20 protein-coding genes and 7 tRNA genes are annotated in these 23,333 nt (G+C 66.8%); 11 read left to right on the top strand and 16 right to left on the bottom strand.

The genetic code is table 11. The features are described from left to right. Window positions 1-283 precede the first annotated feature (283 nt). On the top strand, window positions 284-2,110 hold the full coding sequence (locus N440_RS10145; RefSeq protein WP_133934982.1) for a methyl-accepting chemotaxis protein: 1,827 nt from the start codon (window positions 284-286) through the stop codon (window positions 2,108-2,110). On the opposite strand, the gene N440_RS10140 is transcribed toward N440_RS10145, so the two are convergent. From N440_RS10140 to N440_RS10130, 3 genes are all read right to left on the bottom strand, one after another. Then, the gene (locus N440_RS10140) at window positions 2,107-3,546 is read right to left on the bottom strand and encodes a GGDEF domain-containing protein (RefSeq protein ID WP_133934981.1); all 1,440 of its coding nucleotides are present in this window, start codon (window positions 3,544-3,546) and stop codon (window positions 2,107-2,109) included. The two genes, N440_RS10145 and N440_RS10140, sit on opposite strands and share 4 nt — an antisense overlap. Before the next feature lie 112 nt (window positions 3,547-3,658). Continuing rightward, complete coding sequence (locus tag N440_RS10135; protein ID WP_243831328.1) at window positions 3,659-4,168, bottom strand: GNAT family N-acetyltransferase; 510 nt, start codon at window positions 4,166-4,168, stop codon at window positions 3,659-3,661. 106 nt (window positions 4,169-4,274) lie between these two features. Beyond that, window positions 4,275-4,360 (bottom strand) — tRNA-Leu (locus tag N440_RS10130). A 132-nt stretch (window positions 4,361-4,492) separates the two neighbouring features. Here N440_RS10130 and N440_RS10125 point away from each other — a divergent pair. Both N440_RS10125 and N440_RS10120 read left to right on the top strand, forming a co-directional pair. Next, window positions 4,493-4,873 (top strand): response regulator, encoded by a 381-nt coding sequence (locus N440_RS10125; protein ID WP_006461765.1) that lies wholly within the window; start codon window positions 4,493-4,495, stop codon window positions 4,871-4,873. A gap of 69 nt (window positions 4,874-4,942) precedes the next feature. Further along, complete coding sequence (locus tag N440_RS10120) at window positions 4,943-5,140, top strand: hypothetical protein (RefSeq protein WP_006461763.1); 198 nt, start codon at window positions 4,943-4,945, stop codon at window positions 5,138-5,140. Window positions 5,141-5,185: 45 nt separating this feature from the next. On the opposite strand, the gene N440_RS10115 is transcribed toward N440_RS10120, so the two are convergent. Next, window positions 5,186-6,142 carry an SOS response-associated peptidase family protein gene (locus tag N440_RS10115; RefSeq protein WP_133934979.1) on the bottom strand — a complete coding sequence of 319 codons (957 nt, stop codon included), beginning with the start codon at window positions 6,140-6,142 and terminating at the stop codon, window positions 5,186-5,188. Window positions 6,143-6,219: 77 nt separating this feature from the next. On the opposite strand from N440_RS10115, the gene N440_RS10110 reads away from it, so the two are divergent. Continuing rightward, complete coding sequence (locus N440_RS10110; RefSeq protein WP_133934978.1) at window positions 6,220-6,636, top strand: GNAT family N-acetyltransferase; 417 nt, start codon at window positions 6,220-6,222, stop codon at window positions 6,634-6,636. A 60-nt stretch (window positions 6,637-6,696) separates the two neighbouring features. Here N440_RS10110 and N440_RS10105 read toward each other — a convergent pair. The 7 genes from N440_RS10105 to N440_RS10075 form a co-directional block, all read right to left on the bottom strand. Continuing rightward, a tRNA-Glu gene (locus N440_RS10105) sits at window positions 6,697-6,772 on the bottom strand. A 47-nt stretch (window positions 6,773-6,819) separates the two neighbouring features. Beyond that, window positions 6,820-6,895, bottom strand: a tRNA-Ala gene (locus N440_RS10100). Between the two features lie 45 nt (window positions 6,896-6,940). After that, window positions 6,941-7,016 (bottom strand) — tRNA-Glu (locus tag N440_RS10095). Between the two features lie 48 nt (window positions 7,017-7,064). Continuing rightward, window positions 7,065-7,140, bottom strand: a tRNA-Ala gene (locus tag N440_RS10090). A gap of 184 nt (window positions 7,141-7,324) precedes the next feature. Further along, window positions 7,325-7,400, bottom strand: a tRNA-Glu gene (locus tag N440_RS10085). 54 nt (window positions 7,401-7,454) lie between these two features. Then, window positions 7,455-7,530 (bottom strand) — tRNA-Ala (locus N440_RS10080). Window positions 7,531-7,632: 102 nt separating this feature from the next. Continuing rightward, entirely contained in the window at window positions 7,633-8,031 is a 399-nt protein-coding gene (locus N440_RS10075; protein WP_133934977.1) for a heavy metal-responsive transcriptional regulator, read from the bottom strand. A gap of 186 nt (window positions 8,032-8,217) precedes the next feature. Here N440_RS10075 and N440_RS10070 point away from each other — a divergent pair, with 186 nt between their 5' ends. From N440_RS10070 to N440_RS10040, 7 genes are all read left to right on the top strand, one after another. Next, window positions 8,218-9,285, top strand: coding sequence for a helix-turn-helix domain-containing protein (locus N440_RS10070; protein ID WP_006461664.1), 1,068 nt, complete (start codon window positions 8,218-8,220; stop codon window positions 9,283-9,285). An 81-nt stretch (window positions 9,286-9,366) separates the two neighbouring features. Then, window positions 9,367-10,170, top strand: a complete 804-nt coding sequence (locus N440_RS10065) for a TlpA disulfide reductase family protein (protein ID WP_133934976.1) — start codon at window positions 9,367-9,369, stop codon at window positions 10,168-10,170. Window positions 10,171-10,200: 30 nt separating this feature from the next. Beyond that, entirely contained in the window at window positions 10,201-11,040 is an 840-nt protein-coding gene (gene dsbG / locus N440_RS10060) for a thiol:disulfide interchange protein DsbG (RefSeq protein ID WP_133934975.1), read from the top strand. A 514-nt stretch (window positions 11,041-11,554) separates the two neighbouring features. Further along, a complete protein-coding gene (locus tag N440_RS10055) occupies window positions 11,555-13,000 on the top strand; it encodes a DcaP family trimeric outer membrane transporter (RefSeq protein ID WP_133934974.1) in 1,446 nt (481 codons plus the stop codon). 76 nt (window positions 13,001-13,076) lie between these two features. After that, window positions 13,077-14,429, top strand: a complete 1,353-nt coding sequence (gene adiC / locus N440_RS10050; protein ID WP_006461445.1) for an arginine/agmatine antiporter — start codon at window positions 13,077-13,079, stop codon at window positions 14,427-14,429. Window positions 14,430-14,449: 20 nt separating this feature from the next. Continuing rightward, the gene (locus N440_RS10045) at window positions 14,450-16,738 is read left to right on the top strand and encodes an Orn/Lys/Arg decarboxylase N-terminal domain-containing protein (RefSeq protein ID WP_049456054.1); all 2,289 of its coding nucleotides are present in this window, start codon (window positions 14,450-14,452) and stop codon (window positions 16,736-16,738) included. Between the two features lie 28 nt (window positions 16,739-16,766). Beyond that, window positions 16,767-17,669, top strand: a complete 903-nt coding sequence (locus N440_RS10040) for a cation diffusion facilitator family transporter (protein ID WP_133934973.1) — start codon at window positions 16,767-16,769, stop codon at window positions 17,667-17,669. A 128-nt stretch (window positions 17,670-17,797) separates the two neighbouring features. On the opposite strand, the gene N440_RS10035 is transcribed toward N440_RS10040, so the two are convergent. From N440_RS10035 to N440_RS10015, 5 genes are all read right to left on the bottom strand, one after another. Further along, window positions 17,798-18,511 (bottom strand): energy transducer TonB, encoded by a 714-nt coding sequence (locus N440_RS10035; RefSeq protein ID WP_133934972.1) that lies wholly within the window; start codon window positions 18,509-18,511, stop codon window positions 17,798-17,800. Next, window positions 18,504-19,304: a ChaN family lipoprotein gene (locus tag N440_RS10030; RefSeq protein ID WP_133936013.1), complete on the bottom strand. Its 801-nt coding sequence runs from the start codon at window positions 19,302-19,304 to the stop codon at window positions 18,504-18,506. Before N440_RS10030 ends, N440_RS10035 begins: the two co-directional genes overlap by 8 nt. Beyond that, the gene (locus N440_RS10025; protein ID WP_133934971.1) at window positions 19,291-21,762 is read right to left on the bottom strand and encodes a TonB-dependent receptor; all 2,472 of its coding nucleotides are present in this window, start codon (window positions 21,760-21,762) and stop codon (window positions 19,291-19,293) included. Before N440_RS10025 ends, N440_RS10030 begins: the two co-directional genes overlap by 14 nt. Window positions 21,763-21,826: 64 nt before the next feature. After that, complete coding sequence (locus tag N440_RS10020) at window positions 21,827-22,753, bottom strand: FecR domain-containing protein (protein ID WP_133934970.1); 927 nt, start codon at window positions 22,751-22,753, stop codon at window positions 21,827-21,829. Then, on the bottom strand, window positions 22,750-23,259 hold the full coding sequence (locus N440_RS10015) for a sigma-70 family RNA polymerase sigma factor (RefSeq protein WP_133934969.1): 510 nt from the start codon (window positions 23,257-23,259) through the stop codon (window positions 22,750-22,752). Before N440_RS10015 ends, N440_RS10020 begins: the two co-directional genes overlap by 4 nt. Window positions 23,260-23,333 lie beyond the last annotated feature (74 nt).

Genomic DNA, 23,333 nt, shown 5'->3' with positions numbered 1-23,333 from the left:
GCGACGGGCGTCGCGGAATCCCGCTAAAGCCGCCCGCCCCATCGCCGATATCCCCTCTGGATCCCGCTCCAGTCACCCGCTGCAGGACCCCAGGCTGCCCCCGATGGGCGGTCCGCGCTGTGTGTTCCGCCGCTCCCAGATGCCGATCGCACCCGCACCAGATGTTCTTGCCAGCCGCTCGAGGGGTGCCCACCCGGTACCTGTAGTCCCAAGCAACTGAAGTTGCCGCCGGGCATCCCGCCCGTCGGGTCGCAACCGCTTACCGGACACCGAGGATCAGACAATGCTCATTCCAGGCTTCACGGCGGGCGCGCAGGCGCCGGCCGAGCTGCATACCCGTTGGTCGCCGTGGCGTGCGCTGCTGGGCGCGCTGGCCCCGCAGCAGCGCACCCGCACCGAGCCGGCGGCGACCCACCGCGCCGAGCTCGAAGCCCAGGTTGCGGCGTTGCACCGCGTGCAGGCGGTCATCGAGTTCGCACTTGACGGCACCATCCTGCAGGCCAATGACAACTTCCTGCAGGCGATGGGCTACCGGCTGGATGAGATCCAGGGCAAGCACCATTCGCTGTTCGTCGATCCCGAACTGGCACGCAGCGCCGAATACCGTGATTTCTGGGCGAGGCTCGGGCGCGGCGAATACGATGCCGGGCAGTACCGCCGCCTCGGCAAGGGCCAGCGCGAGATCTGGATCCAGGCGTCGTACAATCCAGTGCTTGACCAGCAGGGGCGGCCCTACAAGGTGGTCAAGTTTGCCACCGACATCACGGCGCAGAAGCTGCAGGCAGCCGATTCCGCGGGACAGCTGGCGGCGATTGGAAAGTCGCAGGCGGTGATCGAGTTCAGCATGGATGGCCGCATCCTCTCGGCCAACGACAACTTCCTCGCCACCACCGGCTACAGCCTTGATGAGGTGCGTGGCCAGCACCATTCGCTGTTCGTCGAGCCGGGGCATCGCAGCAGCGATGAATACCGCCAGTTCTGGGAAAAGCTCGGGCGCGGCGAATATGATGCCGGGCAGTACCGCCGCCTCGGCAAGGGCGGGCGCGAAGTCTGGATCCAGGCCTCCTACAATCCGATCCTCGACCTCAACGGCAAGCCGTTCAAGGTCGTCAAGTACGCCACCGACATCACCGCGCAGGTGCATGAGAACCAGGCGATGCAGCGTGCGGTTGCGCAGACCCGCGAGGTGGTGGCCGCAGCCAAGCAGGGCGATCTGACCCGGCGCGTGGCCACGGCCGACAAGCAGGGTGCGATCGCCGAACTGTGCGACGGCGTCAACTCACTGGTCGAAGCGATGGCCGCGATCATCGGCCAGATCAAGTTCGCCGCCGATACCATCGCGGTCGGTGCGACCGAGATCGCCCAGGGCAACAGCGACCTGTCGCAGCGTACCGAGCAGCAGGCGGCGTCGCTGGAGGAAACCGCGGTGTCGATGAAGGGGCTCGCCGAGACGGTGCAGCGCACCGCCACCAACGCGCGCCAGGCCAGCCAGCTGGCCGGTGGGGCGGCCGATGTCGCCGCACGGGGCGGCAGCGTGGTGCATGAGGTGGTGGAGACGATGGCGGTGATCAATGCATCTTCGCGGCGCATCGTCGACATCATCGGAGTGATCGATGGCATCGCCTTCCAGACCAACATCCTCGCACTGAATGCCGCCGTGGAGGCTGCGCGCGCAGGCGAACATGGCCGCGGCTTTGCGGTGGTCGCCACCGAGATCCGCGAGCTGTCGCAGCGTTCGGCCAGCGCCGCCAAGGAGATCAAGCAGCTGATCGATGAGTCGGTGGCCAACGTCGGGGCCGGTACCGCCCAGGTCGAGAGTGCCGGCCGCACCATGGACGAGATCGTGACCAACGTGCGCCGGGTCAGCGATCTGATGACCGAGATCAGCACCGCCTCGCAACAGCAGAGCGATGACATCCAGCAGATGAACCATGCGGTGGACCTGATCGACCAGGGCACCCAGCAGAACGCGGCGCTGGTCGAAGAGGCCTCGGCTGCGGCGCGCAGCATGGAGGAGCAGTCGGCGCACCTGTTGCAGACCGTGGCCAGCTTCCGTGTCCAGGAAGGTGCCGGCCATGTGCATGGGGCACCGGCCCTGCGCGCGGTCTAGGCGCGCTGGCCGGACGGGGCCTCGGCGGTGCCGGGCGCCGGGGCGAGATGCACGCAGTTGCGCCCGCCACGCTTGGCGCGGTACAGGGCCTGGTCGGCGTGAGCGACCAGGTCACTGGCTTCGCGCTCATCGCCGGCGGCCTGCCAGGCCACGCCCACGCTGATGGTCACCTGGCCGTCGGCAGCCGGCAGTGCGGCGCTTTCGACGGCGGCGCGCAGCCGTTCGCCCAGCTCCAGCGCGTGGGTGGCTTCGGCCGAGGGCAGGGCGGCGATGAACTCCTCACCGCCGTAGCGGGCCAGCAGGTCATCGCCGCGCTGCAGGCAACCGTCGAGGATCGCGGCAACCGCGCGCAGGCGGCGGTCACCCTCCGGGTGCCCATAGGTATCATTGAGCCGCTTGAAGTGATCGATGTCGATCATCAGCACCGCCAGGCCCAGGCCCTGGCGGCGGGCACGGCGGTGGGCCGCGCCGAGTGATTCATCGAAGCTGCGCCGGTTGCCCAGCCCGGTGAGCGCATCGCGCCGGGCCAGCGTTTCCAGTTCATCGCGCTGGCGCTGGATGTCGACCTGGCTCAGCACACTGCGCAGGGCATAGCCGAGCAGGGCGCCCAGGAAGCCCACCGTGGCCAGGGTCGGCTGCAGGCGGGCGACCAGCAGCGCCACCATCATCAGCAGCAGGGGCAGCATCAACGGCACGCCGGCATCGACGATGCGCCGCAGCGCGAGGGAAATCTCCGCCGCGGGGCGGCGACGACGGCTGCCGGTCATCACCGCCAGCAGCACGAACAGTCCGCTGATCAGCAGGTCCCCCCAGCTGCCATCGGGCAGTTGCGGCTGGTAGGTGTTGATGTAGAGCGCCAGCAGGAAGTAGCCCAGCGCGTAGAGGGTCAGTGTCCGGAAGAAGTCGCGGCGGTCGGGATCGTCCTCGGCAATGAAGCGGATCAGTGCGAAGCAGAACACCAGGCTGTTCTGCACGCTGCTCATCGTCTTCAGGCACTGCGTCCACAATGCAGTGTTCAGGGGGGCCATGGCCTGCGTATGCACGTAGTACAGCAGCCACAGCAGCGCGATGATCGCCAGGTCCACCGCGCGGATGGCGCGGCTTCCGCCTCCCGGGCTGGCGGCCACGTAGGTCAGGGGGATCCGGTAGAACACGTACAGGATCAGCGATGACACGGTCATCTGCGTGGAATCGAGGCCGGCCACGTTGCGGTAGAGCAGGGCCAGCAATGCAAGCGAGAACAGCGCGACGGCGGCGCCAAGCATCCGCCATTTGCAGGCCGCGCGGCTGTCACGTGCACGCCGCGCGCAGGCCAGTGCGGCCAGCAATGGGGCGGTGATCAGCATCAGGTAGGAGCCGACCGGATCCTGCGGGCCGATCAAGGCAATGACGAGCGCGTGCGTGACCACAAAAAACAGTGCAGCACGCAACGTCATGCATTCCCCCGCCCCGATCCGGCGCGATCACGATAGGCAGAAGTGCGTGAGGCTGGCAAGAAAAGTGTGCGCTGCGTCTAGTGCCAACGTTGTCAGCGGTCGCAATTGTGCTTCAGCGGGGGGACGTGACCGCACCTTCGAGATGGGCAAACAGCCAGAAATTGCGAGGGTGGCCCCGTACATGACGATAGGCGTGCAGCAGCCCCTCCCGCTGCATGCCGAGACGCTCCAGCACGGCAATCGAGCGGGCATTGCTGTCGAGGACGGTGGCCTGGATGCGGACCAGGCGGCGTACTGCGTGCCCCCAGTCGAGCACTGCGCGCGCCGCATGCGTGGCCAGCCCTTGTCCCTGCCAATCCGGGTCGAGGTCATACGCGAGCTCGGCGCGGCGGTGCAGGAGATCGATGCCGTTCAAGCCGATGGTGCCGATCAACCCGTCCTCGGCATCGGCCAGCGCCCAGCGCTGATCGGGGCCGCCCGGCATGTAGCGGGCGATCTGCTGGCGCAACGCGTGTTCCGAGATGTCGCCCCAGCTGGTGTGTTCGATCACGCCCGGCAGCGAGAGGTAGCGGGACCATGCGGCCGCATCATCCGTCCGCAGGGGGCGCAGACGTGCGGGCAAGGTGTCCGGAAGTGGCGGCACATTCGACGCAGGCATGCCAGGCAGTGTGGGCACCTTGGGCCTGGAAAAGCAAAAGGCCAGGTCATGGACCTGGCCTTTGATGCAGTGGTGCCGGTGAAAGGACTCGAACCTTCATGGGGTCACCCCCGGCTGATTTTGAGTCAGCTGCGTATACCATTCCGCCACACCGGCAGGCAGCGCGTGAGTGTAACCGAGGTCGGCAGGGCTTTCATAGGGGCAGGGCCATTCGGGGCGCTTCCTGTCGGCATCGGCCCCGTGGTGGCTATACTGCGGCGGCGTGAATACCTCCAGGAGCGGTAGCCGATGACAGTGTTGCAGGACCTGAGGGTGCTGGTGGTCGAGAACGACGAAATGAGCGCCGCGCTGCTGCAGATGCAGCTGGTGCATGCCGGCGCGACCGTGGTCGGGTTGGCCGCGAGCGTGGACGAAGCGCTGCGCCTGCTGGAGGATTCGGCGCCGGACGTGGCCCTGCTCGACTACCGCCTGGCCCGCAACGAGACCAGCGAGCCCGTGGCGGCAGCGCTGTCGGCACGCGGTGTGCCGTTCGTGCTGGCCACTGGCATGCTGGCCGAGCAGTTGCCGGCGTCGATGCTGGCTGGGGTGCTGCTGGTCAAACCGTACCTGTCGGTGGATCTGTCCCAGGCGCTGGTGCGCGCGGTGGGGCATTCCCGCGTCAAGGCCTGATTGGCCCCGGCGCAGAGGACCGGCGTATGCTGCCGTGGCCTGAATGCTCAGGCCTACAAGGAGAGTGGCATGAAGAAGTGGATCAAGCGCATGGTTGCTGCGGGTGTCCTTTCGATGGCGGTCTTCGGTGGTACCGCGACTGCCGCATGGTGCGGCCAACCCTGCTTCCAGCTCTACAAGAGCTGCATCGCGCGCGGCGGTGAGGTCGAGCAGTGCCTGCAGGAACAAGCCTTCTGCGAAGAGGCGATGTGCGGCGGCAACCCCTGATCCAGAAACCCCGCCCAGGCGGGGTTTTTCATATGCGCGTGGTGTTCATCCGGCTTCGTCGTATACGTAGCGGATGTCCTCGCGGTCGTCGAGGATGCGGTATTGCAGGGCCAGGTCATCCGGGTCCGGATTGAGCCAGGCGTCCAGGTGCTCCCGGCGGATCGGCACCACACCGCGGTCATGCCCGGCGGCGGCGACATCGGGTGGCGGGGCATCGGTGATCGTGGCAAATGACAGCAGCCGGCCTTCCGGTCCTTCCCACTCTGCCCACAGGCAGGCCAGCAGCAGGTCGCGGGGCGGATCGGGGCGGAATTCCAGCACCACGTCCTGTTCCTTCTCGTCGGCGCCCAGCGTGCGCGCGTCGATGGCGTGGCGTGGCACGTGCTCATAGAACGCCTGCACGACCACGACCCCATGGCGCAGCCCGAATGCGCCGCGCCAGTAGCCTTCCAGGCTGTCGCGCCGGGCATTGTAGGTGCCGGGGTAGAGCACGTCGTTGCGTGCTGGCGTGTCCGGCAGCCGGCACTGGTAGCGCATCGGCTTGATCACCCGCCGGCCGTTGTCGCTGACCATGACCGGTGCGTAGGTGCCCGGGAAAATGCGGTTGTCGCGCGGCAGCAGCTGCACCCGGTGCAGGTCCTCCAGCCGGGCCTGCGCGCGCTCGATGCGGTTGCCGGCCACGCGCAGGTCATTGCGTGCCTTCTGGGTGGGGCGGGTCGCCAGCGTGGCGTGGGCGATATCGCGGCGTTCGCGCTGCCGGGCCAGCTCGGCCTCCAGTGCCTGCTGCTCCTGCGCATGCCATTGCTGGATCTTTGCCACGATGTCGCGGCCCTGTTCCGTGCGCGCGCCGGCAAAGCCGTCGTCCATGGCTTTTGGGGTTTTCGGGCGCTTCTTGCCGGGATCGTGCGCGTACAGCTCGGCGAATTCCTCCAGCGAGAGAATGGCGCCGAATTCGCGCACCAGCTTGGCGTAGTCGGCGCGGATCAGGGCGGAATAGCACATGCGAACTCTGCCGGTGTGGGTCGCAGCGGCTGCGACGTGGATGCGGCAGGATAGCCCGACCCATCAGGAGATGCCGCATGAATGAATCTGCCACCTGCCAGTTCCGGGAAGCCGTGCCCACGGTCGAGGACTACTGCCGGCTGCGTGTACTGGCAGGCCTCAGTGCCAAACATCAGGACGCCGCTGCGCGCGCACTGCCCAATACCCTGTTCGGCGTCTGTGCCTACCAGGGCAATGAGCTGGTAGCGATGGGGCGCATCGTCGGCGATGGCGGCTGCCACCTGCAGGTCTGCGACATCGCCGTGCTGCCACGCCTTCAGGGGCAGGGCCTGGGCAAGGAGGTGATGCGACGGCTGGACGACTGGATGCGGGCCAGCCTGCCGCCGTCGGCGTACGTCAGCCTGCTGGCCGATGGTGAAGCGCACCGGTTGTACGCACAGTTCGGCTTCGCGCCCACCGCGCCGGCGTCGATCGGGATGTATCGGCGGTTCTGAAATGAGTGCCTGGATTCCAGGCAAAGAAAAACCCCGGCCGAAGCCGGGGTTCTCAAGAATTGGCGTCCCCACGGGGATTCGAACCCCGGTCGCCACCGTGAAAGGGTGATGTCCTAGGCCTCTAGACGATGGGGACGCACGAAAACTTCAAGTTGTAGAACCTTCGACGGCCTAATGTCGAAGTGGTGGAGCCAAGCGGGATCGAACCGCTGACCTCCTGCATGCCATGCAGGCGCTCTCCCAGCTGAGCTATGGCCCCAATGAAACCGCGGATGATCTGCCGGGAGCAGAGTCCGTTTGAAACTGGCGTCCCCACGGGGATTCGAACCCCGGTCGCCACCGTGAAAGGGTGATGTCCTAGGCCTCTAGACGATGGGGACGCACGAAAACTTCAAGTTGTAGAACTTTCGACGGCCTAATGTCGAAAGTGGTGGAGCCAAGCGGGATCGAACCGCTGACCTCCTGCATGCCATGCAGGCGCTCTCCCAGCTGAGCTATGGCCCCGTGTTACCGAGCCGCCTATCATACCTGCGTGTTCACGTTTGTGGAAGCCTTTTTTCAACTTTTTTCGTTCCGGTTCAACCGAAGCCACAAGGGCAGGGGAACCGCAACGCCACAACCTGAATGCCGGTAGGCGGTGAACAAAAAAGACCCGGTTATCGGCCGGGTCCTCGTTGTTCGTGATGAGTGGCGTCCCCACGGGGATTCGAACCCCGGTCGCCACCGTGAAAGGGTGATGTCCTAGGCCTCTAGACGATGGGGACGCAATTCTCATCAATGTTCTTTAGCGACCTTTCGACGGCCTAATGCCGAAAGATTGGTGGAGCCAAGCGGGATCGAACCGCTGACCTCCTGCATGCCATGCAGGCGCTCTCCCAGCTGAGCTATGGCCCCACGTCGCTGAGGAGCGAAATAATAGCCTTGCCCCAGGGGGTTGGCAAGCATTTGTTGCACTTTTCTTCACGCACGCTGCGCGGCAGATTCCTGTCGCCGTGGCTATGCGTTGTTGCCGGTCAGCGCCGCCAGGATCGGGCATTGATCCAGCGCACCATGCCCGGGGCACGCGTCGACCAGCTGCGAAAGCGCAGCGTGCATGCGCTGCAGTTCGGCCATCCGTTGCGCGATGTCCTGCAGGCGGGCCTGTGCGGTATCGCGCACGCTGCCCATGTCCTGCGAGTGACGATCACTGAGCGCGAGCAGTTCGCCGATCTCGTCCAGGCTGAAGCCCAGCGCTTTGGCGCGGCGGATGAAGCGCAACCTGCGCAGGTCCGCCTCGCCGAAGATGCGGTAGCCACCGGCCGAGCGCACCGCCGTCGGCAGCAGCTGCTGCCGTTCGTAGTAGCGGACGGTGTCGATCGGCACGCCAGCCTGGCGGGCCAGTTGTCCAATGTTCATGGCGGATTCCTGCAGGTGCTGCCGGTCATTGTGAAGCCTGGAGTCTGGTCAAGGGTCAAGACCTGGCCCGGAAGTGCGTATTCAGCGCACTTTGCAACTTTCTTCATAGCCCCGCCGCTGGACCAGTTCCTACCCTTCGCCTGAACCGGCCGTTCGATGGCCTGTAACAAACCGAGGAGGTGGTCTGTGGATGGAATCAGGAACGAGGGATTCGTCGAGGTCGCGGTGGTCGAGTACCCGGGGGGCGATCCGTCTGCCGCTTCCGTACTGGCTGAGATGGCTCATGTCGCAAATCGCCTGGCCCAGCAACAGCGCCGGCCGTTCAAGCGTGTGCTGGTCACGCGCTGGATCGTACCCGCCAGTCAGACCGGTGTGCACCGCATCGCCGGTGCGGAGATGCTCGATGCCGCCATTCCTGCGGTGATCGCAGTTCCCGGGCAGATCAGTCCCGGCACCTGCCTGCGCGCCGAAGAAGTCGTGTTGGACTGGCTGCGTGCCCACTATGACGGTGGCAGCCTGCTGGCTGCAGCCAGCGAAGGCGTGAGCGTTCTTGCGCGTGCGGGCCTGCTGGCCGGGCGAACGGTCAGCGGGCCTGATCTGGGGCGGCACCCGGGGTTGCAGGCGCAGGCCGTGAGCTGGGTGCCGAGCGAGCGTGCGCTGGTCGATGACGGCGACCTGCTGACCGTAGGCGGGTCGCAGGCGTGGCGCTTCCTGGGTCTTCGGCTGCTGTACCGGCTGCATGGACAGGGCGTGGCCAGCGCTGTGGCGCAACAGTTGGGCATCACGGTGCCGGATGGGGTGCAGCAGGATCTGGAGCGCTTCAGCGCCAATTTCGCGCATGGTGATCGCGACGTACTGAAGGCGCAGCGCTGGCTGCACACCACCGCAGCACGTGGCGCCACCCTGGCCGCGATCTGTGAGGTTTCCGGGCTGGAACCGCGGACGCTGCAGCGACGCTTCCTCCGGGCCACCGGTCTGCGGCCCATCGAGTATTGCCAGCGGCTGCGCATCGCCAAGGCGCAGACCTTGCTGCAACAGGGCGCTGGTATCGACGAAGTGGCCTGGGGAGTGGGCTATGCCGACCAGAGCGCGTTCCGGCGCCTGTTCCTTCGCATCGTGGGCATGACGCCGGCCAACTATCGCCGCCACGTCAACTGCAAGCGGCGCGAGCGGCCGCTGATGCCTTCGGTCGCAGGCAGCCTGCGCGGATTGCAGGCGCCGACGGGTGTGCAGTTGGGACGAAGCGCCGCGTGAGGCCTCATGCTGCAGTGGCGCTTGCAACCTGGGCGCGACGCTTCGACCATGAAGTGGTTGAATGATTGAACAGGTGGGTTGATGTCGAGCGTTGGGCCGGTTCCGATGCCGGTGGTATTGATTCTTGTATGCAGCGCGCTGGCCATGGCGGTTGCCCGCCTGTGGCCACGCGGAGCCGGCCCGGAACCGCTGCCCTCGGCTGCCAGCATGGTGCTGGACATGCTTCTGATCGGCCTTCTGTGTGGTCGCATCAGTTTCGTGGCACTGAATTTCGCGCTGTATCGTGGCGCGCCGTGGAGCATTCTTCAGATCACCGATGGTGGCTATCACTTGGTGGTGGTGCTGTTGGCGGGGCTTGCGTGGGGTCTGTGGCGCCTGCGCCGGTGGCCCGCGTTGCGTGCGCCGGTGCTGACAGCGGCCCTGGTCGGCGTACTGCTCTGGTCTGGAGGGAGCCAGTTGTTGTCGCTGTGGCAGGAGCGGCAGATGCCATTGCCGACGATGCAGGTGACGGATCTGCAGGGTAGCCCGGTTAACCTGCAGCAGTTCCGCGGCTCGCCGCTGGTGCTGAATCTGTGGGCCACATGGTGTGGCCCCTGCCGCCGGGAAATGCCGGTGCTGGCCGCGGCGCAACAGGCGCATGCCGATGTGCAGTTCGTATTCCTCAATCAAGGCGAAACCCTGGATGAGGTTCAGGGTTTTCTCGCCGACGAGCGGCTGGTGTTGGGAAACGTGTTGCTGGACGATGACGCGGCCGCATCAACCGAGCTGGGCGTGCAGGCCTATCCTTCGACCCTCTTCTTCGATGCCGACGGGCGCCTGCGTGAACTGCACCTGGGCGAACTGACCGCGGCCGGTCTTGAACACAAACTGCGCCGGCTGCGGTAGCCTGCGCGAGCATCTCACTACGGAGTTCCCATGTTGTCGACTTCCCTGCGCACCGCCCCGGCGTTGCTGTTGTTGCCGGTCATGCTGGCATTGGCCGCCTGCAGCCAGGCCCAGACTCCGCCAGGCAAGACTGCGGCGGCACCGGCCGCAAGCGCTCCGACCGCTGCCAAGGGTGACCGTCCCGCAGTGTTGAAGGGCATCGAAAAACACGGCTTCGAGGTCGTTGCCGAGTTCGATGCGCCGGGTGGACTGCGTGGCTTCGCCGGTGTGGTGGGGGGGCAGCAGCCGGCTGCTGCCTACGTCACCGCCGACGGCAAGCACGTGCTGGTCGGCAGCCTGTTCGATGCCGAAGGCAACGACGTGGCTGCCGAGGCCGTGGAAAAGCTGGTCGCTGCACCGATGTCGGCCAAGATGTGGACCAAGCTGGAGGCCAGCGCGTGGGTGCGTGATGGCAAGGCCGACGCACCGCGGGTGGTCTATACCTTCAGCGATGCCAATTGCCCGTACTGCCACAAGTTCTGGGAAGCGGCCCGCCCATGGGTCGATGCAGGCAAGGTGCAGCTGCGCCACATCATGGTCGGCGTAATCCGCGAGGACAGCCCGGCCAAGGCCGCAGCCATCCTGTCGGCGCGTGACCCGAGCGCGGCCCTGCTGGAGAACGAGCACCAGTTCGACCGCGGTGGCATCAAGGCACTGCCAAGCATCAGCCGCGAGATCGCTGGCAAACTCGATGCCAACCAGGTGTTGATGATCGAAATGGGCTTCCAGGGCACGCCGGGCATTCTGTTCCAGGACGCGCAGGGCCAGGTGCAGCGTCGCGCCGGCCTGCCGCAGGGGGATGACCTGCAGACGGTGCTGGGCCCGCGCTGATCGAACCCGCATCGCATGACGTGAACCGCAGGCCCGCATGGTGACATGCGGGCCTGCTGCGTTCAGCGGCGCAGGCGGGCACATCCACCTGCGCAGCACCTGTTCTTCGTCACGTCTGAATCGTGACTGAGGTCAAGCCTCGCGCCTTGATTCCAATCAAGGCCAAAAACGACAGGCGGATTAGCCTGTGACGCATGGAATACAGCGTCAACGCGCCATGGATGCCGCGCCGAAGCTGCCCCGATACGGGCAGCGCGGCACAGCCATTCACGACACTCTCACCCTCTGCTTGTTACCCAGACCGCTGCGGTCGCCACCTCTCTGGCAGCGCGGCCTTGATGGAGTCGACATGGGGGCAGGCAGGACAGTGTCATCGTTCTGTTGCCTGCCACGCGCAGGCTGACCGGTGTCGTCGACGCAGTACCTGCATTTCCAGCAACGGCAACGCGAGGCCAGGGTGGCGCATGCGTGCGCTCCGGGAACGTGATGCGAGTGTTCGTCCGGGGAGGATGCAATGCGTGTGGCGGTACTGAGTCTGGCGTGTCTGGGTGCACTGGCGATCACGCCAGCGTATGCGCAACAGCACGATGCGGAGGATACGCAGGCACTGCGGCGCGAGATTGCCGCCATGCGGCAGGCGCTGGAAGGCATGCAGCAGCGCCTGGATCGGCTTGAACAACGCGACGCAACGCCTGCGCCTGCGTTGGCGCAGATGCCGGCAGCGCCTGTAGCGCCTGGTACTGCACCCGCGGCCACGGCCGATGTAATCCATCGTACCCAGGTGCCGGGCGTGGCACAGCCGGTGCTGCCGCAACGCGAATCCGTGGCCGACCCATCCACCGCGGCATCGCGTCCAGACAGTGCGGCGGGCCCGACCGACCCCGATCTGAAGGGCTTCTTTGCCATTCCGGGGACCGACACGGTGATCCGCATCGGGGGCTACGCCAAGCTCGACGCCATTGCCGATTCGCGCGCGGCAGGTGACGAAGACCAGTTCATTCCCTCGTCGATGCCGGTGGGGGGCAGTCATCGCGACGTGTCCAACTTCAACATCCATGCGAAGCAGACGCGCTTCAGTTTTGAAGCGCGGCGACCGACCACGCACGGCAATCTGCGCTTCTATCTGGAAAACGACTTCTTCGGCAGCAGCGACGGTTATGAGTTCCGGCTGCGCCATGCCTATGGCCAGCTCGGCAATACCTACGCCGGCTACGGCTACTCCAGCTTCATGGACCCGGACAGCCTGCCCGACACGCTGGATTTTGCAGGACCGGGCGGCGCCGGCTATCTGCTGGTGGCGGGCATCCACCACAGCTTCGCGATGGGCAAGGGCAACACCCTGACCGTGGCGGCCGAAGACCCGAAGACCGAACTGGCCGGCGCCGCCGAGGAACGAGCCGCAGTGAACCGGTTGCCCGATGTGACGGTGACCGCGCGCATGGAGCGTGACTGGGGCCATCTGCAACTGGGCGCGGTGGCGCGCAGCCTGGCCTATGACGGCGATGGCGAGCGCGACCGGCGCATGGCCGGCGGCCTGCAGCTCAGTGGCTCGGCCTCGGTGGGCGAGCGCGACCTGGTGTTGTTTGGTGCCCTGGGTGGCCGCGGCCTCAGTCGCTACACCGCCGACCTGACCGGCTCGGGGCTGGATGCCGTGGTCGGCGCCGATGGCCGCCTGGATGCATTGGACCTGCACGGTGGCTTCGTGGGCTACACCCATTACTGGTCCGAGCTGTGGCGTTCGAACCTGATCTTCGGCCAGTTGACCCTGGAGCGGAATGCGGCACTGGCGGCCGACGCGTTCCGGCAGAGTCGCTACGGGGTGTTCAACCTGATCTGGAGCCCGGCGCCCTCGTGGACGATGGGCATGGAGCTGCTGTACGGCCGCCTGGAACAGCAGGGCGGCACACGCGGCGACACGGTCCGGGTGCAGGGCAGCCTGCAATACAACTTCATCAAGTAAGCGCCAGCGGCCGTACGCCAGCGCAACCGTCCCCACGCCCGGTCGCACCGGGCTCATGCCAGTACAGGAGATTGTCATGGCAGAAGCAAAGAAAATCGGGGTGGTCGGAGCCACCTTCCTCGTCGCCGGCAACATGATGGGCTCGGGTGTGTTCCTGTTGCCGTCCAGCCTGGCCAAGATCGGCACCGCCTCGATCTGGGGCTGGCTGATCACCACTGCCGGCGCGCTGCTGCTGGCGTTCGTGTTCGCCAAGCTGGGCAAGCTGGCACCGAAGGCGGGCGGTCCTTATGCCTACGCGCGTGACTGGTTCGGGCCGTACATGGGCTTCCAGACCAACACCATCTACTGGTTCGCCAACTGGATCGGCAACGTCGCCATCCCGATCGCCGCGGTGGGGTACTTCAGCTACTTCTTCCCGATCCTGTCCGAACCGCTGGTGCGCTGCATCGCGGTGCTGGTGCTGGTGTGGGCGCTGAGCTTCGCCAACATGATCGGCCCGGCCTTCGTCAGCCGCGTGCAGACGGTCACCACCAGCTTCGCGCTGGTGCCGATCCTGGGCATCGCCATCTTCGGCTGGTTCTTCTTCGATGCCGACATCTTCAAGGGCGCCTACAACGTGTCCGGTGAGTCGAACTTCGGCGCGATCTCCAGCGCCGCGGCACTGACCCTGTGGGCCTTCATCGGCGTCGAATCGGCCTCGGTGACCGCCGGCGTGGTCGAGAACCCGGAAAAGAACGTGGCCCGGGCCACGCTGGCGGGCGTGTTCCTGGCTGCCATCGCCTATATCGCCAGTTCCTCGGTGATCATGGGCATGGTGCCCAACGGTGAACTGCAGACCTCCGATGCCCCGTTCGCATTGGCCGCGGCCAAGGCGGTCGGTGGCTGGGGCGGTGCGCTGGTCAGCCTGTGCGCCTTCATCGGTGCTGCCGGTTCGCTGGGCGGCTGGATCCTGCTGACCGCGCAGAGCGCCAAGGCGGCGTCGGATGACGGCCTGTTCCCGAGCATCTTCAGCAAGACCAACAAGGATGACGTTCCGGTCAAGGGCGTGCTGATCGTGGCCGTGCTGATGACCCTGGCCGTGCTGGTCACCTCCACCTCGGAAACCGCGTCCGCGCAGTTCGACGTGATCACGTCGGCGGCGGTGGTACTGACGCTGCTGCCTTACATCTACTCGTGCGTGGCGTGCTACTTCGTGGTCGAGCGTTCGCACACGCTGGTCCACACCGGAGCGTTCTGGACCCTGACCAGCCTGACCGTCGTGTACTGCCTGTGGGCGATCTACGGTTCGTCGGGAACCATCGTGCAGTACGCCTTCCTGTTCGTGCTGTTCATCACCGTGTTCTATCCCTTCTTCAGCGAGGAGCGCCGCCAGCAGCGGCAGCGCGCCCGCGAGGCCTCGGCGATCAGCGCCGGCGCCCAGCGTTCCTGAGTTAGACAAGGAGAATCAACGTGTACTTCAAGTCCCTGGACTATCCGGTCATTGTCATCGACAACGACTACGAATCGCCGCGCATCGGCGGCATCCTGATCCGTGCGCTGGTGGAAGAGCTGCGCAGCAACGACCAGCGCGTGCTGTGCGGGCTGAACCTGGACGATGCCCGCGCCGGTGCCCGCACCTACGTGGCGGCCTCGGCGGTTCTGATCTCGATCGATGGCAGCGAAGAGGTGGATGGCGAGTTCCAGCGCCTGACCGCGTTCCTGCGTGAGCAGAGCGCGCGCCGCGCCAACCTGCCGGTGTTCCTGTACGGCGAGCGCCGCACCATCGAGAAGGTGCCGAGCAAGCTGCTCAAGTACATTCACGGCTTCATCTTCCTGTTCGAAGACACCAAGAGCTTCATCTCGCGGCAGGTCATGCGCGCGGCCGAAGACTACATGAAGAACCTGCTGCCGCCGTTCTTCAAGGCCCTGATCCACCATGCGGCCGAGTCGAACTACTCCTGGCACACGCCGGGCCATGCCGGCGGCGTGGCGTTCACCAAGTCGCCGGTCGGCCGCGCCTTCCACCAGTTCTACGGTGAGAACACCCTGCGCAGCGATCTGTCGATATCGGTGCCGGAGCTGGGCTCGCTGCTCGACCATACCGGCCCGATCAAGGACGCCGAGAACGAGGCGGCGCGCAACTTCGGTGCCGACCATACCTTCTTCGTCACCAACGGCACCTCCACCGCCAACAAGATCGTGTGGCACGGTACGGTGGCGCGTGGCGACGTGGTGTTCGTCGACCGCAACTGCCACAAGTCGCTGCTGCACGCGCTGATCATGACCGGTGCGGTGCCGGTGTACTTCACCCCCAGCCGCAACGCGCACGGCATCATCGGGCCAATCAGCCTGGACCAGTTCACGCCGGAATCGCTGCAGCAGCGCATCGCCGCCAACCCGCTGGCCAGCAAGGCCTACCAGGCCGGCTCCAAGCCGCGCATCGCGGTGGTGACCAACTCGACCTACGACGGCCTGTGCTACAACGCTGAGAAGATCGCCGACGAGATCGGCAGCGCGGTCGACTTCCTGCACTTCGACGAAGCCTGGTACGCCTATGCCGCGTTCCATCCGTTCTACGAGAACCACTACGGCATGGCCAAGGGCAAGCCGCGTGAGCAGGATGCGATCATCTTCACCACCCATTCGACCCACAAGCTGCTGGCCGCGTTCTCGCAGGCCTCGATGATCCACGTGCGCAACTCCGCGCAGCGCAACCTGGACGCCGAGCGCTTCAACGAGTCGTTCATGATGCATACCTCGACCAGCCCGCATTACGGGGTGATCGCGGCCTGTGACGTGGCTTCGAAGATGATGGAGGGCGATGCGGGTCGCTCGCTGGTGCAGGAGATGCATGACGAGGCGATCGCCTTCCGCCGCGCGATGCTGCACGTGCGCGATGACCTCGGCCGCGACGACTGGTGGTTCAGCGTGTGGCAGCCCACCAAGGTCGAGCGCAGCCTGGACAAGGGCGATACGCCGGCACCGCTGGTGGCCAAGCGCGAGGAGTGGTACCTGCAGCCGGATGCGCACTGGCACGGCTTCGAGAACCTGGTTGACGACTATGTGCTGATCGACCCGATCAAGGTAACCCTGCTGACCCCGGGGCTGGCGATGGACGGCAGCATGGGCAAGCTGGGCATCCCGGCGGCGGTGCTGAGCAAATTCCTGTGGGGCCGCGGCATCACCGTGGAGAAGACCAACCTGTACTCGGTGCTGTTCCTGTTCTCGATGGGCATCACCAAGGGCAAGTGGAGCACGCTGGTCACCGAGCTGATGGCGTTCAAGGAACTGTATGACCGCAACGCGCCGCTGAGCCAGGCACTGCCGTCGCTGGCCGCTGACTACCCCAATGCCTATGCCGGCTGGGGCCTGCGTGACCTGTGCGATGCGCTGCACGCGTTCAACCAGGAATTCTCGGTGGCCAAGGTGATGCGCGAAATGTACGTGGACCTGCCGACCCCGGTGATGACCCCGGCCGACGCCTACAATCACCTGGTGAAGGGCGAGATCGAGCGGGTCGACATCGAGCAGCTCAGCGGCCGCATCGCCGCCACCATGCTGGTGCCGTACCCGCCGGGCATCCCGACCATCATGCCGGGCGAACGCTTCGGCGACAGCGACGAGCCGATCATCCAGTCGCTGCGCATCGCCCGCGAGCAGAATGCCCGTTTCCCGGGCTTCGAGTCGGACGTGCACGGGCTGATCATCGAGCACGAGGGCGATGAGACGTCGTACAGGGTGGAGGTGCTGAAGGCCTGACCGGCGACGGTCGGCCCTTCGGCGAACGATGGATACCGCGCGCGAGCAACGCATCCTGAAGTTCTCGATCGGGGTGACCATTGCGGTCAGCGCGGTCGGCTTCATCGGTGGCCTGCTGGTGGGGTCGCAGGCCATCCTGTTCGATGGTGTCTACAGCCTGGTCGACGTTGCCTTGACGCTGGTGTCGTTGTCGGTACTGCGGCTGGTGGCGCGGGAACAGAGCCCGCGCTTCCAGTACGGTTACTGGCACCTGGAGCCGATGGTCGAGGCACTCGGTGGGGTGATCCTGTCGCTGGCCTGCGTGTACGCGCTGGCCAACGCGGTGATTGGATTGACCACGGGCGGGCACGAAGTGAAGTTCGGGCCCGCGCTGTGGTGGGCGGCGTTGCTGAGTGCCAGCAACCTGGCAATGGCCGTGTTCGTCGCGCAGCGGGCGCGGCATCTTCGCTCGGCGTTGCTGTGGCTGGACGTGCGTGGCTGGCTGCTGGGCGGATTGATGAGCCTGGCCGTGGTGCTGGCCTTCGTGCTGGCCTTGGTGCTGCACGGCGGCCAGTGGCACCACTGGGTGCCGTACCTGGATTCGATCGTGCTGGCGTTGATCAGCCTGGCGGTACTGCCGGTGCCGGCGCGCAGCGCGTGGAAGGCCATGGGTGAGGTGCTGCAGGTGGCGCCGGATGACCTGGACCGGCGCGTGCAGCGGGTGATGCAGGCGTTCGTGGCCGAGCGCGGCTATGCCGGCTTCACCAGCCACGTGGCGAAGATGGGGCGGATGCGTTTCATCGAGATCCATGTGCTTGCCGACCCGGCGACACCGCTGGGCTCGGTGGGCGAGGTCGATGCCATGCGTGATGAGATCGCGGTGCGGCTGGATGCCCGCGGCAGCACGTTCTGGCTGACCATCGATTTCACTGCCGATCCGGCGTGGACGTGACGCGACGAGGGACCGCGATCGTTGCGCGTGCCGGTCTACTCTGTTGCGTCGGATGTGTTTGACCTCAACCGGAGTTGAGGTCGCAGACTGCTGCGCAATCCCGGTCATCCATACGAGGCCTGGGGCGTCTAGCGCAGGTAGTACTCCACCGGTACCACCAGTTCCTGCGGCGCCTTCAGTTCAGCAGGAATGGGCGGCAGTGGCTGCGCGCGGCGGAAGGTCTGCAGCGCGGCGTCATCCAGCATCGGCTGGCCACTGGACTGCTCCAGCCGCAGCGCCAGCAGCCGCCCCTCACGGTCGATGCTGGCCCTGACCCAGGCCGTGCCCTGCTGGCGTCGTGAGCGCGCGGCGGCAGGGTAGTAGCGGTAACGCTCCAGCCGCGCCATCAGGCGGGCTTCCCACTGGTCGCTGGCGGCGCCGGCCTGGAAGTCCGCAGGGGGCGCGTCTGGAGCGGGCGGAGCGGCCGTGATCGATGCCGGTGCGGGACTTGCATCGGTCGCGGCCGCAGGCGGGGCGATCGGCAGCGGCTGCCGGCCACGGCCACCGGCCTCGCTGGCCGCCAGCTCACCCTCGCGTGCTGCGGTGGGGGTGGGCGGTGGGGGCGATTTCGTCGGCTGCGATGCACGTGCCTGCTGAGCCTGGCTGGGCGTGTCGGCCTGGCGTTCCTCCACCGGTTGCGGCGGCGTGGCCGGTGCCAGCAGGCGCAGGCTGATGCGCACGTCCTGTTCCGGTGGTGGCAGCGCAGGCGGCGTCGCCACCCAGTGCACCAGCAGCAGCAAGGGCAGCAGGTGCAGGCCGATGCTGATAACAACGGCCTGCCAGTGGTGGCCACGCTCAGTCATCGCCCAGCACCCACAGCAGGTCGGCATCGGTGGCATCGACCTGTTCGCCTGGAGACGCCAGCACGATCACCAGCGCCGGGGTACCCGGTGGCAGATGGCCCGGCACGCCGGTGCCGCGCAGCACATGCCAGCGCCCGGCGACCAGCAGCGCCGGGGCCGGCGCATCGGTCAGTACCTGTGCCATGCGGCGATCGCGGGCGTACTGTACGGCCAGCATCCCGTCCAGCATCGGTGCTGCGTCCGCATGCTGCGCCAGCACCACCGCCGACAACCGTTGCCGAGCCGCAGCAACCGGAAATGCTACCGGTTCTGTAGAGGCCAGCAGGCGGTTGACCTCGGCGCGCGACAGGTTGCCGCCGACCAGCGCAATGCCCGCAGCTGCGGCGTCCTGCACCAGCCCGCCGTAGGCGGCCCACGGCCAGCGCGCATCCCAGTCCAGCAGTTCCTGCAGGCGTGAGCCGTCGGCGTGATTGCCCTTGGCCAGCCAACGCTGTACTCGCTGCAACCGCGGCTGGCGTTCGCTGGCGATCATCTCCATCACCAGCGCCCCCTGCGGGCGCTGCTGGTGCAGTGCCTGCAGCAACCAGCGCTGGGCGGCATGGTCGCCTGCAAGGTCATGACGCTCGCCCAGCAGCAGTCGCGGGGCGCCGGCCGCACGCTGGATGAACATGGACTCGTCCAGCGGCTGGCCGCTGGCGAGGTCGATCACCGTGCCGGGCATCGGCCGTGCGCTGGCCAGGGAGGTCAGCGCAAGCAGGCACAGCAGCAGCCAACGGCGGCTAGAACGCCACAGTGACGCCCATCGAGACGGTGCGGCCACGGCCGTTGCCGCGGTCCAGGATCGGGCTGAAGATGCTGTCGATCGAGGCATTGTTGTCATAGGCTTTGTTCTGCAGGTTTTCGATGTTCAGCCACAGCGTGGTGTTGGGCTGGGGCTTGAAGCTGGCGTAGAAGTCCAGCAGCACGCCGGTGCCGCCGGTCTTGCGGGTCTGGAAGAAGTCGTAGCCTTCCTCGGTGGGACCGGAATACTCGGCGCGCAGGCCGGCCTGCACGCGCTGCTGCCACCAGCGGCCGCCCACATCCAGCGTCCAGTAGCGGTCGGGCAGGGCGGTGATGTCTTCCAGATTGACGAACTCGATGGCCGGCGCGCTGGTCTGCGAGCGGGTCCAGCTGAGGGTGGCGTGGTAGTGCTCGCTGGCGTAGTGCGCCTCCAGCTCGATGCCGCGCATGCGCACGATGCCCTGGTGGTTCATCCAGCGCGTGGTGGTACTGAAATCGTCGGCATCCAGCGTATCGGTCCAGGCATTGAGCTGCGGATCGTTGTCGATCGGCACCACGAACGGCGCCACTTCCGGCGGATGCACGATCAGCAGGTACTGCGGCTTGATGTAGTCGCGGATGCGGTTGTCGAAGCGGGTGATGCGCAGCTGGGCCAGGTCGCCGTCAACCAGCAGCGAGTCGGTGCTGAGGTTGGCGCCGAACTGCAGGTTGCGCGAGCGCTCGCGGCGCAGGAACGGATTGGCACCTACGCCATCGGCATCGCTCATGCCCTCCAGCGGAATCTTCTCGAAGAACATTTCCTGCACCCTCGGCGGCCGCGAGGTGCGCGAGACTTCGGCGAACAGCTGCAGCCAGTCGGTGGCCTGCAGAGAGACCGCCAGGCTGGGGCTGAGTGCACGCTCGGTGCGGCGCACATCGATGTCACCGCCGTTGATCTCCGCGCACTGGCCCGGCACATCGGAACAGGCGGGGATATGGCCACGGATGCCATAGCGGTCCTGGCGCAGGCCCGCGGTCAGTGCATAGATGTCGTACTGCAGTTCCAGCGTGCTGAACACGCTGTCGAGCTGGCTGCGCCCCTGCGGGTTGGCGCCGCGCAGGGTCGGCGTGTCGGCCACGAAGATGTCCGACTGGTGCTTGATGCCGGTGTTCCAGCGCGCCTGCAGCGCGCCGATGTCGAAGCGGCTGGTGTTGTCGAGGGTCCAGCTGCTCAGGCTGCTGTGGGTACGGCGGCCGATGTAGCTGGAGTCCTCCACCGGCGGGTAGAACAGCCGGGTCTTGTTGCTGGCAAAGGTCGCACGCAGGTCGATCCACGGGGAGTACGGCGTGTAGTGGTAGCTGGCGCGCTGGTTGCGTGCGGAAATCTGCCACGGGTAGTTGTGGTAGAAGTCGTTTTCGTAACGCATGTGGCTCAGGTCGAGCCGATGCTGGTCGCTGGGCTGCAGGCGCGCTTTCAGCAGCCAGCTGCTGGGCTGCTGGCTGCCGGGGTCGGCCTTGTTGGTCTGCCCGCGCGACGTCGCGTAGTCGCCGCTGCGGCTGCTGCTGGCAGCGGCCAACAGGCCGAACTGGCGGTCACCGCCGTCCTCGCTGTGGCGCCAGGCGCCGGCAAAGGTGCGGCCGTTGCCATAGCCGTTGTTGCCATGCCGGTAGCCTGCCCGCAGGCCCCAGTCTCGGCCTTCGCCGAGCAGATCGTCGATGTCCAGGGTGCGGAAGTTGGCGCTGCCGGCCAGCGTACCGGCGCCATCGCCACCGGCGACCGCGCCGCGCTGCACGTCCACGCCGGCCAGCAGGAACGGATCGACGTAGGCGAACGGGCCACCCGATCCATGGCCGGCGTTGTTGCGGAAGGTCTGGGTGACACCGTCGATCATGGTGTTGACCCGGCCGGCGCCGGTCATGCCGCGGATGTTGACCTGCAGGCCGGGCTGGCTGCGCGAATGGAAGCTGTGGGTTCCGGGCATCGAGCGCAGCAGGCTGTTGCCATCCTGGCGCTCGGCCATCGCCACCCGCTCACTGCCTACAGCGGGAGCGAAGCCATCGCGGGTGGCGGGCACGTACTGGCTGGCACCGTTGCCTGGTGCTTGGCCATGCGCGGTGTCACCCTGCACGCGCAGTGGCCCGGTACGGCGGCTGCCATCGCTGCGATCAGCGGGCGCCGGTTCCAGGGTGGCACGACGTGCATCGATGAAACGTGGGCGCAGGCCACTGCCGGCCAGCAGGCGCGACAGGGCCTGCGCATCGTCGAAATCGCCGCGCAGCGCCGGCGCGGCGTGGCCGGCGGGAAGCGCCGCGGCAACGACCAGATCGATGCCGGTCAGGCGGCTGTACGCATCCAGCGCGGCAGGCAGCGGTTGGGCGGGCAGGTCATAGGTGCGGGTGGCGGCCTGCGCGAGGGCGCTGGTGGGCAGCAGCGGAGCGGTGCTGGCGCAGGCCAGCGACAGGGCAAGGACAAGGGGGCGGGGGCACAGCATCGGGGGCTCCAGGGGCTGACGCAGAGCGTCGTTATCCTGGGAAGACGCGAGGGTGGGCCTGATGTCAGGGTGCATCGCGATGCTCCCTGCGCGGCGGCAGCCAGACCTGCACGCCCGCGCCAAGGCGCAGCACGCGTACGTGCAGCTGTGAAGCCAGTTGGTCGCGATTGCCGGCCGCGCCGTCGGCGTTGCCGAGCAGGGTGACCGGCTGCTGGCGCAGGCGCGCGCCGACAATCCAGGTGTGCCCGCCATGCCAGCGATCCAGGCCCTGGGTCACTTCGGCGAGCGGAGCGGACACCCAGTGCAGACGACGCTCGCGCCAGGCCAATGCACCTGCATCGGTGGCGTGGGGGAGGGCCAAGGTCTGGCCATCGAAGCGCAGCTGCTGCCCTTCGACGGCCTGCAGGTTGCCGCTGCCGCCTTCCACGCGGACGCGATGCTCGGTGACCGTGACCACGCTGCTGGTGTCCTGCACGGCAAGGTCGAAGGCGGTACCCAGCGCGGTGACGGTGCCATGCGGCGTATGCACCTGGAAGGGCCGGCGGGCGTCGGCGGCGACCTTGAACCAGGCCTGGCCGCGTTGCAGCTGCAGCTGGCGATGTTGCCCATCGACGCGCACATGCACTTCGCTGCCCGGCGACAGCAGGACATGCGAACCGTCCGGCAGCGCTTCGTCGCGGATTTCGCCAGCGGCGGTGCGCAGCACCTGCGCGGCCGGCGTCGCGGCAGGGCGGCTGTAAAGACCAAGCGCGCACAGCAGCAGCACCGCAATACCGGCTTCACCCAGGTGGCGGCGCCGTCTGCGTTGCTGCTGGCGTTGCAGGCTGGGGGTGTTCGCCCCGGCCTGCCACAGCTGCTGCAGATGCTGGTACTGCAGGGCATGGCGTGGATCGGCCTGGCACCACTGATTGAACGCGTTCTCATCGCGGTCGCCGTCGTGCCCGTCCAGCCACCAGCGGGCGGCTTCGCGTGCGATGGTGTCCTGGCTCATGCGCCCGGCACCTGCTGCAGGGCGACCAGGGCGCGCAGCAGATGGCCGTGCGCGGTCTGCCGGCTGATGCCGAGCTGGCGCCCGATCTCGGCCAGGGCCATCTGCTCGACACGGGCGAGCAGGAACACCTGGCGCGAGCGCGGTGGCAGCGCGGCGATGATCGCATCGAGATGACGCAGCTGTTCGGCGTCGAGCAGGCGCTGGTCCGGCAGCGGCGCAGGATCGACGAGGGCATGCAGCTGGGTGTCGTCCAGCGCCTCTTCGCGCCGGCGCTGACGCTGCCGGTAGTGGTCGGCGATCAGATTGTGGGCAACGCGATACAGATAGGCGCGGCCATTGCTCAGCAGGCCGCTGGCGGCGACTTTGACGATACGCAGCCAGGTTTCCTGGACGACGTCATCGGCGTCGCAGCGTTGCGGGAGTTTGCGACGGACATGGGCGTGCAGCGGCCGGTAATGGGCCGCGCACAGCTGCGCGACATCCGTCGGTTCGACAGGCGTGGACACGGGGCGGGCGACAACTGGGAAAGGGAACAGCCCGCGGCGGCAAGGGCAGCGGCAGCACCTTACAGCAAAAGAGA

Origin of the sequence: Stenotrophomonas sp. CC22-02 (assembly GCF_004365115.1) — a bacterium.
Lineage (GTDB): Bacteria > Pseudomonadota > Gammaproteobacteria > Xanthomonadales > Xanthomonadaceae > Stenotrophomonas > Stenotrophomonas forensis.
The sequence above is the reverse complement of the archived record's forward strand: the minus strand, read 5'-3'. Positions and strand labels throughout refer to the sequence as shown.

Bases quoted from the DNA above. Each gene is read 5' to 3' on its own strand.
- N440_RS10145 (WP_133934982.1), top strand. From the start codon at position 284: ATGCTCATTCCAGGCTTCACGGCGGGCGCGCAGGCGCCGGCCGAGCTG.
- N440_RS10140 (WP_133934981.1), bottom strand. From the start codon at position 3,546: ATGACGTTGCGTGCTGCACTGTTTTTTGTGGTCACGCACGCGCTCGTC.
- N440_RS10125 (WP_006461765.1), top strand. From the start codon at position 4,493: ATGACAGTGTTGCAGGACCTGAGGGTGCTGGTGGTCGAGAACGACGAA.
- N440_RS10120 (WP_006461763.1), top strand. From the start codon at position 4,943: ATGAAGAAGTGGATCAAGCGCATGGTTGCTGCGGGTGTCCTTTCGATG.
- N440_RS10115 (WP_133934979.1), bottom strand. From the start codon at position 6,142: ATGTGCTATTCCGCCCTGATCCGCGCCGACTACGCCAAGCTGGTGCGC.
- N440_RS10110 (WP_133934978.1), top strand. From the start codon at position 6,220: ATGAATGAATCTGCCACCTGCCAGTTCCGGGAAGCCGTGCCCACGGTC.
- N440_RS10075 (WP_133934977.1), bottom strand. From the start codon at position 8,031: ATGAACATTGGACAACTGGCCCGCCAGGCTGGCGTGCCGATCGACACC.
- N440_RS10065 (WP_133934976.1), top strand. From the start codon at position 9,367: ATGTCGAGCGTTGGGCCGGTTCCGATGCCGGTGGTATTGATTCTTGTA.
- dsbG (WP_133934975.1), top strand. From the start codon at position 10,201: ATGTTGTCGACTTCCCTGCGCACCGCCCCGGCGTTGCTGTTGTTGCCG.
- N440_RS10055 (WP_133934974.1), top strand. From the start codon at position 11,555: ATGCGTGTGGCGGTACTGAGTCTGGCGTGTCTGGGTGCACTGGCGATC.
- adiC (WP_006461445.1), top strand. From the start codon at position 13,077: ATGGCAGAAGCAAAGAAAATCGGGGTGGTCGGAGCCACCTTCCTCGTC.
- N440_RS10040 (WP_133934973.1), top strand. From the start codon at position 16,767: ATGGATACCGCGCGCGAGCAACGCATCCTGAAGTTCTCGATCGGGGTG.
- N440_RS10035 (WP_133934972.1), bottom strand. From the start codon at position 18,511: ATGACTGAGCGTGGCCACCACTGGCAGGCCGTTGTTATCAGCATCGGC.
- N440_RS10025 (WP_133934971.1), bottom strand. From the start codon at position 21,762: ATGCTGTGCCCCCGCCCCCTTGTCCTTGCCCTGTCGCTGGCCTGCGCC.
- N440_RS10020 (WP_133934970.1), bottom strand. From the start codon at position 22,753: ATGAGCCAGGACACCATCGCACGCGAAGCCGCCCGCTGGTGGCTGGAC.